The organism is Bacillus sp. S71, from assembly GCF_016625265.1.
GTDB classification, from domain to species: domain Bacteria; phylum Bacillota; class Bacilli; order Bacillales; family Bacillaceae_G; genus Bacillus_A; species Bacillus_A cereus.
Window position 1 is genome coordinate 1 of sequence record NZ_JACVUW010000008.1, and the last position, 15,294, is coordinate 15,294.

The following is a 15,294-nucleotide window of genomic DNA, read 5'->3' on the forward strand; positions in this document are numbered from 1 at the left end:
CATGTGGAGCTGACGAATACTAATAGATCGAGGACTTAACCATATAATATGTAGCAATGTTATCTAGTTTTGAAGGAATATGCCTTCATAGTTTGGTGATGATGGCAGAGAGGTCACACCCGTTCCCATACCGAACACGGAAGTTAAGCTCTCTAGCGCCGATGGTAGTTGGGACCTTGTCCCTGTGAGAGTAGGACGTCGCCAAGCAAAAACCTAAGTCGTTTCGACTTAGGTTTTTTTGTGTTTATTTTTATTTACCGGATGTTATAATCCATAAATTTAAAAACGCTAAAGACGAAAAAAGAATGAAATAGAGACTGTTTAAAATAATAGCAATGATTTTTTGTGTTTCTGATTTTCCTAATGCCGCTAAAGTAATACTTAAAATAGGACACATTATTTCTATCATAAGTATATATTTTAAATAATGAGATGCTATAAATAAGTATTCAATAATTACAACAATTACTGCGATAGAAAAAATAAATAGGATAATAGCGTAGTTCTTTCTTTCACGTTTATCCTCCTTAGAAATTAAATCGTTATAATAAAAGTTCTATTGATGTGTAGAATACAAGAGTGTACATATTGTGATTTAAAACATACTGAAGTACTATATAAACGATTATAAGTAAATAGATCTCTAGAAATATATATTCTAATTCCCTTTTCTTCTTGCATATAGTTGCAATTATTCTTTTGAATATAACTAAAACACGAACGTTATTGACTACTAATAAAAAAACATTCGATTATTTATTGACATCGTTTATGAAATATTGTTAATATAGCCATAGAAACAATAATATAAGACCTCATATAATCGCGGGGATATGGCCTGCAAGTCTCTACCTAACGACCGTTATTCGTTAGACTATGAGGGAAAGTCACTCGGTATTTTTCTATTCACAAGGGATACGTATGCCTGAGTAGAGCGCTTTCTCTCATAGTAAAGAGAAACTGTTCTATTTCAGGCTTTTTTTATTTGAATCGGGGGGATTCTAATATGAAATCACTAGTTGGAGTCATAATGGGAAGTACGTCAGACTGGGAAACAATGAAATATGCTTGTGACATTTTAGATGAATTAAATATACCGTATGAGAAAAAAGTTGTATCCGCTCATCGGACTCCGGATTATATGTTTGAATATGCAGAGACGGCTCGTGAACGTGGATTGAAAGTTATTATTGCTGGAGCTGGTGGAGCAGCACATTTACCAGGAATGGTTGCAGCGAAGACAAATCTTCCTGTAATTGGAGTTCCAGTTCAATCAAAAGCATTAAACGGCTTAGATTCATTATTATCCATCGTCCAAATGCCAGGAGGTGTTCCAGTTGCAACTGTTGCAATTGGTAAAGCCGGTTCAACGAATGCTGGATTACTTGCTGCACAAATACTTGGATCATTCCATGATGATGTACATGATGCATTAGAATTGAGACGAGAAGCGATTGAAAAAGATGTGCGTGAAGGTAGTGAGCTAGTATGACGAGAATCATTTTACCTGGAAAAACAATCGGCATTATTGGAGGCGGCCAGCTAGGAAGAATGATGGCATTGGCAGCCAAGGAGATGGGATATAAAATTGCTGTTTTAGATCCTACAAAGCATTCACCATGTGCACAAGTTGCTGATATTGAAATTGTTGCACCGTATGACGATTTAAAGGCAATTCAGCATTTAGCAGAGATAAGTGATGTTGTCACATATGAATTTGAGAATATTGATTATAGATGTTTACAATGGCTTGAAAAACATGCTTACTTGCCACAAGGTAGTCAGTTGTTAAATAAAACGCAAAATCGTTTTACAGAAAAGAATGCAATTGAGAAGGCTGGGTTACCAGTAGCAACGTATAGATTAGTTCAAAATCAAGATCAGCTTACAGAAGCAATTGCTGAGTTATCATTCCCTTCCGTCTTAAAAACGACGACAGGTGGATATGATGGGAAAGGGCAAGTTGTTTTAAGAAGTGAGGCTGATGTTGAGACAGCAAGAGATCTTGTGGATAAAGCAGAGTGTATTTTAGAGAAATGGGTGCCTTTTGAAAAAGAAGTATCCGTTATTGTGATTCGTAGTGTAAGTGGTGAAACGAAAGTATTTCCGGTAGCGGAAAATATTCATGTAAATAACATTTTGCATGAATCTATCGTTCCAGCTCGTATTACAGAAGAGCTTTCTCACAAAGCAATTGCTTATGCAAAGGTACTTGCGGATGAATTAAAACTTGTGGGAACACTAGCTGTAGAGATGTTTGCTACAGCTAATGGTGAGATTTACATTAATGAATTAGCACCAAGACCTCACAATTCAGGACACTATACACAGGATGCATGTGAAACGAGCCAATTTGGTCAACATATTCGAGCAATCTGTAATTTACCTCTAGGAGAAACAAATTTGTTAAAACCAGTTGTCATGGTAAACATTTTAGGCGAACATATAGAAGGGGTCCTAAGACAAGTGAATAGATTAACCGGGTGCTATTTACACTTGTATGGAAAAGAAGAAGCAAAAGCACAGCGAAAAATGGGGCATGTTAATATTTTAAATGATAATATTGAAGTCGCTCTAGAAAAAGCGAAGAGTTTGCATATTTGGGACCATCAAGAACAACTGTTGGAGGGAAAAAGATGATTAGTCGTTATACACGCCCTGAAATGGGTGCGATTTGGACGGAAGAGAACAAATTTAAAGCGTGGTTAGAAGTTGAGATTTTAGCTTGTGAAGCATGGGCTGAGCTTGGCGATATTCCAAAAGAAGATGTTAAAAAAATTCGTGAACATGCATCATTTGATATTGATCGTATTTATGAAATTGAAAAAGAAACACGTCATGACGTAGTTGCATTCACTCGTGCTGTATCAGAAACGCCAGCACTAGGCGAAGAACGTAAATGGGTTCATTACGGTTTAACATCTACAGATGTAGTAGATACAGCATTATCTTACATCTTAAAACAAGCGAATGAAATTATATTAAAAGACTTAGAGAACTTTGTAAGCATTTTAGCTAACAAAGCGAAAGAGCATAAATACACAATCATGATGGGAAGAACACACGGTGTTCATGCAGAACCAACGACATTTGGTTTAAAACTTGGTCTTTGGTATGAAGAGATGAAACGTAACGTAGAGCGTTTCAAACAAGCTGCTGATACAGTTCGTGTTGGTAAACTATCTGGTGCGGTTGGTACATATGCAAATATCGATCCATTCGTAGAAAAATATGTTTGTGAAAATTTAGGATTAGAAGCAGCACCAATTTCAACACAAACATTGCAACGTGATCGTCACGCACACTACATGTCAACACTTGCATTAATCGCAACATCTATCGAAAAGATGGCAGTTGAGATTCGTGGCTTACAAAAGAGTGAAACACGTGAAGTTGAAGAAGCTTTCGCAAAAGGCCAAAAAGGTTCTTCTGCAATGCCACATAAGCGTAATCCAATTGGATCTGAAAATATGACTGGTTTAGCTCGTGTTATCCGCGGTTATATGATGACAGCTTATGAGAATGTTCCATTGTGGCATGAGCGTGACATTTCTCACTCTTCAGCAGAACGCGTAATTTTACCAGATGCTACAATCGCATTAAATTACATGTTAAATCGCTTTGGTAATATCGTTAAAAACTTAACTGTATACCCAGAGAATATGAAACGCAATATGACAAGAACATACGGCTTAATTTATTCTCAGCGCGTAATGCTTACACTAATCGACAAAGGTATGGTACGTGAAGAAGCTTATGATATCGTACAGCCTAAAGCGATGGAAGCTTGGGAAACACAAGTACAATTTAAAGAGCTTGTAGAAGCTGATGAGCGTATTACAAGTAAGTTAACACAAGAAGAAATTAATGAATGCTTCAACTATGAGCATCATATGCAACACGTTGATACAATCTTTGAACGCCTTGGATTAAACGAAGCGTAAAATTTCATATGGCACAGAATAGAGTCATTCTGTGCCATTCTTTATAAAAAAATTATTCACATTTTTCAAACTACAGGGGGCTTGCGAAATGCAAAAGCTAGAATTGCTGTATGAAGGTAAGGCAAAAAGAATTTATCGTACAGAATCAGCAGATATGGTTTGGGTAGAGTACAAAGATAGTGCGACTGCTTTCAATGGGGAGAAAAAAGAGACGATTACAGGAAAAGGTCGTTTGAACAATGAGATTACAACTTTATTGTTCAGAAAGTTACAAGAAGTAGGAATTAAAACACATTTTGTTGAGAAGTTATCTGAAACAGAACAACTTGTTAAAAAAGTGAGTATTATTCCTTTAGAAGTTGTCACAAGAAATGTAATTGCAGGAAGTCTTTCAAAACGATTAGGAATGGAAGAGGGAACTGTACTTGCAGAACCAATCGTAGAATTTTACTTCAAAGATGATAATTTAGGAGATCCGCTTGTAACGGAAGATCATATTCGTGTATTAAACGTTGCATCGCCAGAGCAAGTAAGCGTATTACGAGATATGGCTCTACAAATCAATCAAGTGTTGATTGATCATTTCGCAAGCTGTCGTGTAAGATTAGTAGATTTCAAATTAGAGTTTGGTGTAACGGAAGAGGGAGAAATCATATTAGCGGATGAAATTTCACCAGATACTTGCCGTTTATGGGATGAAACGAGCAATGAGAAGTTTGATAAAGACGTATTCCGTCGCGATCTTGGAAATTTAACAGATGCTTATGAAGAGATTTTAAAACGTTTAGGGGGAATTTCACATGTATAAAGTTAAGGTATATGTAACATTAAGAGAAAGCGTATTAGATCCACAAGGAACAGCGGTAAAAGGAGCTCTTCATAGTCTTTCATTCACAGAAGTAAAAGACGTTCGAATCGGAAAGTACATGGAACTAACAATTGATAAATCTGTATCTGACTTAGATAGCAAGGTAAAAGAAATGTGTGAAAAACTATTAGCGAACGTTGTAATGGAAGACTTCCGTTATGAAGTTGAGGAGGTTGTCGCACAGTGAAATTTGCCGTAATAGTATTTCCAGGTTCGAACTGTGATGTCGATATGTTCCATGCAATTAAAGATGAGCTTGGCGAAGAAGTAGATTACGTTTGGCACGATACAGAGAATTTAGATGAATATGATGCAATTTTACTACCAGGTGGATTCTCTTACGGTGACTACTTACGCTGCGGTGCTATTTCTCGCTTTGCTAATGCAATGAAAGCAGTACAAAAAGCTGCTGAGCAAGGAAAGCCGATTTTAGGTGTATGTAATGGATTCCAGATTCTTGTTGAATCAGGATTACTACCAGGAGCATTAATGAGAAACGAAAACTTAAAATTTATGTGTCGTACTGTTCAGTTGCGTGTTGAAAATAATGAAACGATGTTTACATCACAATATGAAAAAAATGAAGTAATCAATATTCCAATCGCTCATGGTGAGGGGAATTACTATTGTGACGAAGAGACTCTTAAACAATTAGAAGAGAATAATCAAATCGCATTCCGTTACGTAGAAAATCCTAACGGTAGCGTTTCAGATATTGCTGGTATTGTAAACAAAAAAGGAAATGTACTTGGTATGATGCCACATCCAGAGCGTGCTGTAGATGAATTACTTGGCGGTGCTGAAGGGTTAAAAGTCTTTCAATCTATCTTAAAACAGTGGAGGGAAACATATGTCGTTAATGCTTGAACCAAATCCAACACAAATTAAAGAAGAGCGTATATATGCGGAAATGGGGCTAACAGACGAAGAGTTTGCCATGGTTGAAAAGATTTTAGGTCGTCTGCCAAATTATACAGAAACAGGATTGTTCTCTGTAATGTGGTCTGAACATTGTAGTTATAAAAATTCAAAACCAGTTCTTCGTAAGTTTCCAACGACAGGTGAGCGCGTTCTGCAAGGACCTGGAGAAGGCGCTGGAATTGTAGATATCGGTGATAATCAAGCAGTTGTATTTAAAATGGAAAGTCATAACCATCCTTCAGCTATTGAACCATATCAAGGAGCAGCAACAGGTGTTGGTGGTATTATTCGTGACGTATTCTCTATGGGAGCACGTCCGGTAGCTCTATTAAACTCACTTCGTTTCGGTGAATTACAGTCACCACGTGTGAAATATTTATTCGAAGAAGTAGTAGCAGGAATTGCAGGATACGGTAACTGCATCGGTATTCCGACTGTTGGCGGCGAAGTACAATTTGATCCATGTTATGAAGGAAATCCACTTGTAAATGCAATGTGCGTAGGTTTGATTAACCACGAAGACATTAAAAAAGGGCAAGCGCACGGTGCTGGTAACACAGTAATGTACGTAGGAGCATCAACTGGTCGTGACGGTATTCACGGTGCAACATTCGCATCTGAAGAACTATCTGAAAGCTCAGAAGCGAAACGTCCAGCGGTTCAAGTAGGGGATCCATTTATGGAAAAACTTCTTATTGAAGCGTGTTTAGAATTAATTCAATCTGATGCACTTGTTGGAATTCAAGATATGGGTGCGGCTGGTTTAACATCATCATCTGCAGAAATGGCAAGTAAAGCAGGAATGGGTATTGAAATGTACTTAGATGATGTACCACAGCGTGAAACAGGAATGACACCATATGAAATGATGCTGTCTGAATCACAAGAGCGTATGTTAATTGTTGTGAAAAAAGGTAGAGAACAAGAAATAGTAGATTTATTTGAGAAGTATGGTCTCGCAGCGGTTACGATGGGGAAAGTAACGGAAGATAAAATGCTTCGTTTATTCCATAAAGGTGAAAAGGTAGCTGAAGTTCCAGCAGATGCTTTAGCAGAAGAAGCACCAATTTATCATAAACCATCAAAAGAAGCAGCATACTTTGCTGAATTCCAAGCAATGAAAATGGAAACGCCAAAAGTAGAAAATTATAAAGAAGCGTTATTCGCTCTATTACAGCAACCAACAATTGCAAGTAAAGAGTGGGTATACGATCAATACGATTACCAAGTTCGTACAAGCACAGTGGTTACACCAGGTTCAGATGCAGCAGTTGTACGTGTACGCGGTACAGAAAAAGGATTAGCAATGACGACAGATTGTAATTCTCGCTACATTTATCTAGATCCAGAAATGGGCGGTAAAATTGCAGTAGCAGAGGCAGCGCGTAATATCGTATGCTCTGGCGGTGAGCCACTTGCAATTACAGATTGCTTAAACTTCGGTAACCCAGAAAAACCAGAAATCTTCTGGCAAATTGAGAAATCAGTAGACGGTATGAGTGAAGCTTGTCGCACATTACAAACACCAGTTATCGGCGGAAACGTATCGATGTATAACGAACGTAGTGGCGAAGCTGTATATCCAACACCAACTGTTGGGATGGTCGGACTTGTACATGACTTAAAACATGTAACAACACAAGAGTTTAAGCAAGCTGGTGATTTAGTTTATATAATCGGTGAGACGAAAGCTGAGTTTGGCGGAAGTGAATTACAGAAAATGATTCACGGAAAAATTTTCGGTCAATCACCAAGTATCGATCTAGATGTAGAATTAAAACGCCAAAAACAAGTATTAGAAGCAATTCAAGCTGGTCTTGTTCAATCTGCACATGATGTTGCTGAGGGTGGTTTAGCAGTTGCAATTTCAGAAAGTGCAATTGGTGCTAACGGCTTAGGTGCTACTGTGAAATTAGATGGAGAAGCAACAGCAGCATTATTCGCTGAATCACAGTCTCGCTTCGTGATAACTGTAAAACGTGAAAATAAAGAGGCGTTTGAGAAAGCGGTAGAAGCAATCCAAGTTGGCGAAGTAACAAGTACAAATGAAGTAACAATTCATAATGAAGAAAATGAAGTATTACTTACAGCAAATGTAGATGAAATGAGAAAGGCTTGGAAAGGGGCAATCCCATGCTTGCTGAAATAAAGGGGTTAAACGAAGAATGTGGCGTTTTCGGAATTTGGGGGCATGAAAATGCAGCACAAGTTTCATACTACGGATTGCACAGTTTACAGCACCGTGGGCAAGAAGGCGCAGGCATTGTCGTAAATAATGGGGAAAAAATCGTCGGTCACAAGGGATTAGGTTTAATATCAGAAGTGTTTTCAAGAGGTGAGTTAGAAGGATTAAATGGAAAATCAGCAATCGGACATGTACGATATGCAACAGCTGGTGGAAGTGAAGTTGCTAACGTTCAACCATTGTTGTTCCGTTTTTCCGATCATAGTATGGCGTTAGCTCATAACGGAAATTTAATTAACGCAAAAATGCTTCGTCGTGAATTAGAAGCAGAGGGAAGTATTTTTCAAACTAGTTCAGATACAGAAGTACTTTTACATCTTATTAAACGTAGTACGAAAGACTCTTTAATTGAAAGTGTAAAAGAGGCTCTAAATAAAGTGAAAGGTGCGTTTGCGTATCTTTTACTAACTGGAAATGAAATGATCGTTGCGTTAGATCCAAATGGATTCCGTCCGCTTTCAATTGGAAAGATGGGGGATGCTTACGTTGTAGCATCTGAAACATGTGCTTTTGATGTAGTAGGTGCAACATACATTCGCGATGTAGAACCTGGTGAATTACTTATCATTAATGATGAAGGAATTCACGTAGATCGTTTCACAAACGATGTAGAACATGCGATTTGTAGTATGGAATATATTTACTTTGCACGACCAGATTCTAATATTGCTGGTGTTAACGTTCATGCAGCGCGTAAAAATATGGGAAAACGTTTAGCAGCGGAAGCTCCTATTGAAGCGGATGTTGTTACTGGTGTACCAGACTCTAGTATTTCAGCTGCGATTGGCTATGCGGAGGCAACAGGCATTCCGTATGAATTAGGATTAATTAAAAATCGTTACGTTGGACGTACTTTTATCCAGCCTTCTCAAGAACTGCGTGAGCAAGGGGTTAAGATGAAGCTTTCCGCAGTAAGAGGTGTGGTTGAGGGGAAACGAGTTGTTATGATTGATGACTCTATCGTAAGAGGAACGACAAGTAAACGAATTGTTCGTATGCTTCGTGAGGCTGGAGCGACAGAAGTTCATGTAAGAATTGCTTCACCACCTCTGAAATATCCATGTTTCTATGGCATTGATATTCAAACGAGAAAAGAATTAATTGCAGCAAATAATACAGTAGAAGAAATCCGCGAAATGATCGGAGCAGATTCTTTAACATTTTTAAGCGAAGATGGATTAGTAGATGCAATTGGACGTCCATATGAAGGGAAATATGGCGGCCTATGCATGGCTTACTTTAATGGGGACTATCCAACAGCTCTTTATGATTATGAGCAAGAGCTTTTAGAAAGTATGAAATAAGAAAAGTGAAAAAAGCTTCTACTTCTTTTGCTGTAGAAGCTAGCTTTTTTCTTAAAACGGCCGGCCCTGGATGGGGAGAAATTAAAAGACGAGGTGTAAATAACGATGGCGAATGCATATAAGCAAGCAGGAGTAGATATTGAAGCTGGATATGAAGCGGTATCTCGCATGAAAAAACACGTACAAACAACTATGAGAAAAGAAGTACTAGGCGGTTTAGGCGGTTTTGGAGGTATGTTTGATCTATCAAAATTTGCATTAGAAGAACCTGTATTAGTATCTGGAACAGATGGCGTGGGAACAAAATTGATGCTCGCTTTTATGGCAGATAAACATGACACAATTGGTATTGATGCAGTAGCAATGTGTGTAAATGATATTGTTGTCCAAGGAGCAGAGCCGCTTTTCTTCCTTGATTATATTGCTTGTGGTAAAGCTGAACCTAGTAAAATTGAAAACATCGTCAAAGGTATATCAGAGGGCTGTCGCCAAGCTGGTTGTGCATTAATCGGTGGAGAAACAGCTGAAATGCCAGGAATGTATTCTACGGAAGAATATGATTTAGCTGGTTTTACAGTTGGGATTGTTGATAAAAAGAAAATTGTAACAGGTGAAAAGATTGAAGCTGGTCACGTGCTAATTGGCTTAGCATCTAGCGGTATTCATAGCAATGGTTACTCTTTAGTACGAAAAGTGTTACTAGAAGATGGAGAACTAACTTTAGAGCGTATTTATGGACGCTTAGAACTACCTCTTGGTGAAGAATTATTAAAACCAACGAAAATTTATGTCAAACCTATTTTAGAACTATTGAAGAAGCATGAAGTATACGGTATGGCGCATATTACAGGGGGCGGATTTATTGAAAATATCCCACGTATGTTGCCAGAAGGAATTGGTGCTGAGATTGAACTAGGATCTTGGAAAATTCAGCCGATCTTCCATTTACTTCAAGAAGTTGGGAAACTGGAAGAGAAAGAAATGTTCAATATTTTTAACATGGGTATTGGTATGGTAGTAGCAGTGAAGGAAGAAGATGCAAAAGATGTTGTTCGTCTTCTTGAAGAGCAAGGAGAAACGGCTCGTATTATTGGACGTACTGTACAAGGAGCTGGCGTTACTTTTAATGGGGGCAAAGCACTATGAGTAGATTAGCAGTTTTTGCTTCTGGAAGTGGATCTAACTTTCAATCTCTCGTTAATGCGGTAGAAGAAAAAAGATTGGATGCAGAAATTAGTTTATTAGTATGTGATAAACCAGAAGCACGTGCTGTTGGGCGAGCGCATTATCATCATATTCCGTGTTTCGCTTTTTCAGCGAAAGCATATGAGTCCAAAGAAGCGTTTGAAAAAGAGATATTAAAGAAGCTAGAAGAATATGAAATTGATTATATTATTTTAGCTGGATATATGCGTTTAATCGGGCCGACGTTACTAGAAGCATACGGCGGAAAGATTATTAATATTCATCCATCATTACTACCGAGCTTTCCGGGTAAAGATGCTGTCGGTCAAGCGTTAGAAGCAGGTGTGAAAGTAACTGGAGTAACAATTCATTATGTAGATGCAGGTATGGATACAGGGCCAATTATTGCGCAAGAAGCAGTGGTTGTTTCTGAAGGGGATACGAGAGAAAGCTTACAAAAGAAAATTCAGCAAGTTGAACATAAATTATACGTAAATACAGTGAATCAAATTGTTCAGTCTGTGAAAGAAACAACTGTTAACTAACATACAACCAGGGGTGAAGGATAAATGAAAAAGCGTGCATTAGTAAGTGTTTCAGATAAAACAGGAGTAGTAGAATTTGTTAAAGGGTTACTAGAGCAAGGGATTGAAGTTATTTCAACAGGTGGTACGAAAAAGTTACTAGAAGAAAACGGCTTACAAGTAATTGGTATTTCTGAAGTAACTGGTTTCCCTGAAATTATGGATGGTCGTGTGAAAACTTTACATCCAAATATTCATGGTGGTCTATTAGCAGTTCGTGATAATGAAACACATGTAGCGCAAATGAATGAATTAGGTATTCAAGCAATTGATTTTGTTGTTGTTAACTTATACCCATTTAAAGAAACAATCGCTAAGCCTGATGTAACATTTGCTGATGCAATTGAAAATATTGATATCGGTGGCCCGACAATGATTCGCTCTGCTGCGAAAAATCATAAATTCGTATCTGTAATTGTAGATCCAGTAGATTATGATATTGTGTTAGCAGAACTGAAAGAGAACGGTGAAGTAGCAGAGGAAACGAAACGTAAACTAGCAGCGAAAGTATTCCGTCATACAGCAGCGTATGATGCGTTAATTTCTAACTACTTAACAGAGCAAATGGGTGAAGAAAGTCCAGAAACATTAACTGTGACATTTGAGAAAAAGCAAGACTTACGTTATGGCGAGAACCCACATCAAAAAGCTACTTTCTATAAAGCGCCATTCGCAGCAACTTCTTCTGTTGCATACGCAGAACAATTACACGGTAAAGAATTATCGTATAACAATATTAATGATGCAGACGCAGCGCTTAGCATCGTAAAAGAATTTACAGAACCAGCAGTAGTAGCAGTAAAACATATGAATCCATGTGGTGTTGGAGTAGGAACTAATATTCACGAAGCATATACTCGTGCTTATGAAGCAGATCCAGTATCAATCTTCGGCGGTATTATTGCAGCAAATCGTGAAATTGATAAAGCTACAGCAGAAAAGTTACATGAAATTTTCTTAGAAATTGTTATCGCACCTTCGTTCTCGCAAGAAGCTTTAGAAGTGTTGCAAAGTAAGAAGAACTTACGTTTATTAACTATAAATATTGAAAAAGCGACAAGTGCAAGCAAAAAACTAACTTCTGTACAAGGTGGACTTCTCGTTCAAGAGGAAGATACGTTATCATTAGATGAAAGTACAATTTCAATTCCAACGAAACGTGAACCTTCAGAGCAAGAATGGAAAGATTTAAAACTAGCTTGGAAAGTTGTAAAACATGTGAAATCAAATGCAATTGTTTTAGCGAAAGATGACATGACAATTGGTGTCGGTGCGGGACAGATGAACCGTGTAGGTTCTGCAAAAATCGCGATTACACAAGCTGGTGAAAAAGCACAAGGTAGCGCGCTTGCATCTGATGCTTTCTTCCCAATGCCAGATACATTAGAAGAAGCAGCAAAAGCGGGAATTACAGCAATCATTCAACCAGGCGGATCGATCCGTGATGAAGATTCTATTAAAGTGGCAGATACGTATGGGATTGCTATGGTGTTCACTGGCGTACGTCATTTTAAACATTAATAGAGCAATTGTGGAAAAAACAAACTAGGAGCAGCATAGCTTCTAGTTTGTACTTATTTAATTATTGGGGGATGAAATATGAATGTTTTAGTAATTGGCCGCGGTGGGCGTGAGCATGCTTTAGCTTGGAAGTTTGCACAATCTGCAAAAGTGAAAAAGGTATATGTAGCACCAGGTAATGAAGGTATGCGAGATGTTGCAATACCAGTTGATATTGATGAAAATGATTTTGATGCATTAGTTTTATTTGCCAAAGAGAATAATGTGGAATTAACTTTCGTTGGACCAGAAATTCCACTTATGAATGGAATTGTTGATCGTTTTAAAGAAGAGGGACTTCGCGTATTTGGTCCGAATAAAGCGGCTGCTGTTATTGAAGGTAGTAAAGCTTTTACAAAAGAGCTTATGAAAAAGTATGATATTCCAACTGGGGCGTACGAAACTTTTACCGATTATGAAGAAGCAGTACAGTACATTCAAAAAGTTGGTGCACCAATCGTTATTAAAGCTGACGGATTAGCTGCTGGTAAAGGGGTAACGGTAGCAATGACGCTTGAAGAGGCATTACAAGCTGTGAAAGAAATGCTACAAGATGTGAAGTTCGGCGCGGCAAGTAAGAAGGTTGTTATTGAAGAGTTTTTAGATGGACAAGAATTTTCATTAATGGCATTTGTAAATGGAACAACTGTACATCCGATGGTAATCGCTCAGGACCATAAACGAGCTTTTGATGCTGATAAAGGCCCAAATACAGGCGGAATGGGTGCATATTCTCCAGTACCACAAATTCCAGAATCAGCAGTCCAAGAAGCGATTCAAACCGTATTACATCCAACTGCTCAAGCGATGCTCCAAGAAAATCGATTGTTTACAGGGATTTTATATGCAGGGCTTATTTTAACAAATGATGGTCCAAAGGTAATTGAATTTAATGCACGCTTTGGTGATCCTGAAACAGAAGTTGTATTACCTCGCTTAGAAAATGATTTAGTTGATGTATGTAACGCTGTATTAGATGAAAGTGAGTTAGTGTTAGAGTGGTCAGAGGAAGCAGTAATTGGTGTTGTACTTGCTTCAAAAGGATATCCAGAAGCGTATAAAAAAGGTGAAATTATTACAGGATTAGATCGTTTAGAAGATGCTATTGTCTTTCATTCAGGTACAGCGATGAAACATGGGGATTTTGTAACAAATGGTGGCCGTGTACTATTTATTGCTTATAAAGCGAAAGACTTACAAGAAGCGAAAGATAGAGTGTATAAAGAAATCGCAAAGATTGAAAGCGATGGCTTATTTTATCGTAGTGATATAGGATATCGTGCGATTGGGCATGAGATTACGCGAAGCTAACATATGTTAGCTTCTTTTTTTATAGGAAATAGAGTATAGTACGTTGAATCTTTTCAAGAGATTATAAACTATTTGTATCTATATACACTTTTTCTCTACCTGCTTACATCTTATTTCTCCAATTAATAATAGCAGTATTGAGATGATTAACGTAAGAGCAGCGACAAGGAGTGGGAGGGAAAAACTTTGCATTTGCTCTGCAATAATACCTGTAAAGATTGGACCGATAATTTGGCCAATCCCATAAACACCTGTCGTATAACCAATGATTTTATTACTTTCATTCGGTCTTATTCGTTTTGCTTCTGTAGTTGTTAAAATTGTAATTCCGACGAATGTAGCACCTAGAAGGAATGCACTTAGAAATGCCCCAAAAAGGTTTGGAATAAGGAGTAGAGAAAGTAAACTTATAATTTGTAACATATAGGCGGATGTAAGAGCTCGTGTTGGTCCGTACTTCCGAGCAACAGTGGACCAAATGTAACTAGATGGGATGACAGCAATACCGACAATAATCCAGCTACAAGATGCATAGAAGGGTGATAGTGTAATTCTTTCTACAATGGTGACAAGGAAGGTCCCTGTAATGATATAGCCAAACCCTTCGAATCCGTAAGCTAAAATAAGCCAAAATAAATAGTTTTTTCTATGAGATGTAGCTTGTATAGTACTTTTTGGTTGCTGTATAGTATGTCTACTGTCCTCTCTTAACCATTTCCATACAAGGATAGCTAAACTAAAACTAATAATTCCTAACCCAATCCATGCACCTTGCCAATTCCAAATTGAGTTGAATAAAGGTGCGAAACTTCCAGAGAAAATAATGCCAATTCCAACACCGCTATAAATCATGCCACCTAGCATGACTTTATTACTTTGAAATAAATAATCTAAAACAATACTAGAGGCAAGAACAAATACAATTGCACTTGTGAAACCACCGATAAAGCGAAGGGGAAACCATAAAAAGATATAAGAGGTTAAGCCCATACAAAGAGTTGAAAGAACATTGAAGAATAAACAGTGGTGTAATATTTTTTCACGATTTTTTATCGTAATGAATCCAATAAAGAATGCCCCAAGTAAATAACCAAGATAATTACTGGACGCTAAATATCCAGCGAGGTCATCTTCTATATGGGCTTGCTTTTCCATAAAAGAAATAATCGGTGTGTAGGCGAACCGACTAATACCCATGACAGCTATTAAAGAACATATCCCAGCTATAATCATTTTCCATGTTTTTGTTTCTTTCATATAATCTCCCTTCTTGAAATATCTTCTAATATATATGATAGAGGAATATATATGGGGCGTAAAATACTGATTTTTTATATGTAATATCAAAATTAATGATATGAACGAAGGGATA

General features: G+C 37.6%; 13 protein-coding genes, 1 rRNA gene, 1 pseudogene and 1 riboswitch. Of the genes and pseudogenes, 13 read left to right on the forward strand and 2 right to left on the reverse strand.

The window, feature by feature from the left end; all coding sequences use genetic code 11:
* Window positions 1-91: 91 nt before the first annotated feature.
* Window positions 92-207 (forward strand): 5S ribosomal RNA (rrf, locus tag IBT51_RS17840).
* A 43-nt stretch (window positions 208-250) separates the two neighbouring features.
* Here the strand turns inward: rrf and IBT51_RS27320 are convergent.
* Window positions 251-516 (reverse strand): annotated as a pseudogene (locus IBT51_RS27320) (hypothetical protein).
* Window positions 517-795: 279 nt separating this feature from the next.
* Window positions 796-897: riboswitch (purine riboswitch) on the forward strand.
* A 109-nt stretch (window positions 898-1,006) separates the two neighbouring features.
* On the opposite strand from IBT51_RS27320, the gene purE reads away from it, so the two are divergent.
* The 12 genes from purE (at window position 1,007) to purD (ending at window position 13,922) form a co-directional block, all read left to right on the forward strand.
* Entirely contained in the window at window positions 1,007-1,492 is a 486-nt protein-coding gene (purE, locus tag IBT51_RS17845) for a 5-(carboxyamino)imidazole ribonucleotide mutase (RefSeq protein WP_053565403.1), read from the forward strand.
* Window positions 1,489-2,640 carry a 5-(carboxyamino)imidazole ribonucleotide synthase gene (purK, locus tag IBT51_RS17850; RefSeq protein ID WP_053565402.1) on the forward strand — a complete coding sequence of 384 codons (1,152 nt, stop codon included), beginning with the start codon at window positions 1,489-1,491 and terminating at the stop codon, window positions 2,638-2,640. Before purE ends, purK begins: the two co-directional genes overlap by 4 nt.
* A complete protein-coding gene (gene purB, locus IBT51_RS17855; RefSeq protein ID WP_000625682.1) occupies window positions 2,637-3,944 on the forward strand; it encodes an adenylosuccinate lyase in 1,308 nt (435 codons plus the stop codon). Before purK ends, purB begins: the two co-directional genes overlap by 4 nt.
* 88 nt (window positions 3,945-4,032) lie before the next feature.
* Window positions 4,033-4,752 carry a phosphoribosylaminoimidazolesuccinocarboxamide synthase gene (purC, locus tag IBT51_RS17860; RefSeq protein ID WP_001170549.1) on the forward strand — a complete coding sequence of 240 codons (720 nt, stop codon included), beginning with the start codon at window positions 4,033-4,035 and terminating at the stop codon, window positions 4,750-4,752.
* Entirely contained in the window at window positions 4,745-4,999 is a 255-nt protein-coding gene (gene purS / locus IBT51_RS17865) for a phosphoribosylformylglycinamidine synthase subunit PurS (protein ID WP_075717447.1), read from the forward strand. The genes purC and purS overlap by 8 nt, the downstream gene beginning before the upstream one ends.
* Window positions 4,996-5,679 (forward strand): phosphoribosylformylglycinamidine synthase subunit PurQ, encoded by a 684-nt coding sequence (purQ, locus tag IBT51_RS17870; protein ID WP_075717445.1) that lies wholly within the window; start codon window positions 4,996-4,998, stop codon window positions 5,677-5,679. The genes purS and purQ overlap by 4 nt, the downstream gene beginning before the upstream one ends.
* Entirely contained in the window at window positions 5,663-7,882 is a 2,220-nt protein-coding gene (purL, locus tag IBT51_RS17875) for a phosphoribosylformylglycinamidine synthase II (RefSeq protein ID WP_000055560.1), read from the forward strand. The genes purQ and purL overlap by 17 nt, the downstream gene beginning before the upstream one ends.
* Window positions 7,867-9,282, forward strand: coding sequence for an amidophosphoribosyltransferase (gene purF, locus IBT51_RS17880; RefSeq protein WP_000879026.1), 1,416 nt, complete (start codon window positions 7,867-7,869; stop codon window positions 9,280-9,282). The genes purL and purF overlap by 16 nt, the downstream gene beginning before the upstream one ends.
* Before the next feature lie 105 nt (window positions 9,283-9,387).
* The gene (gene purM / locus IBT51_RS17885) at window positions 9,388-10,428 is read left to right on the forward strand and encodes a phosphoribosylformylglycinamidine cyclo-ligase (protein WP_053565401.1); all 1,041 of its coding nucleotides are present in this window, start codon (window positions 9,388-9,390) and stop codon (window positions 10,426-10,428) included.
* A complete protein-coding gene (gene purN / locus IBT51_RS17890) occupies window positions 10,425-11,012 on the forward strand; it encodes a phosphoribosylglycinamide formyltransferase (RefSeq protein WP_053565400.1) in 588 nt (195 codons plus the stop codon). The genes purM and purN overlap by 4 nt, the downstream gene beginning before the upstream one ends.
* Before the next feature lie 24 nt (window positions 11,013-11,036).
* Complete coding sequence (gene purH / locus IBT51_RS17895; protein ID WP_000745406.1) at window positions 11,037-12,572, forward strand: bifunctional phosphoribosylaminoimidazolecarboxamide formyltransferase/IMP cyclohydrolase; 1,536 nt, start codon at window positions 11,037-11,039, stop codon at window positions 12,570-12,572.
* Between the two features lie 78 nt (window positions 12,573-12,650).
* Window positions 12,651-13,922, forward strand: coding sequence for a phosphoribosylamine--glycine ligase (gene purD, locus IBT51_RS17900; protein WP_200458683.1), 1,272 nt, complete (start codon window positions 12,651-12,653; stop codon window positions 13,920-13,922).
* A 78-nt stretch (window positions 13,923-14,000) separates the two neighbouring features.
* Here purD and IBT51_RS17905 read toward each other — a convergent pair whose 3' ends face one another.
* Window positions 14,001-15,179 (reverse strand): YbfB/YjiJ family MFS transporter, encoded by a 1,179-nt coding sequence (locus tag IBT51_RS17905; RefSeq protein WP_053565397.1) that lies wholly within the window; start codon window positions 15,177-15,179, stop codon window positions 14,001-14,003.
* Window positions 15,180-15,294 lie beyond the last annotated feature (115 nt).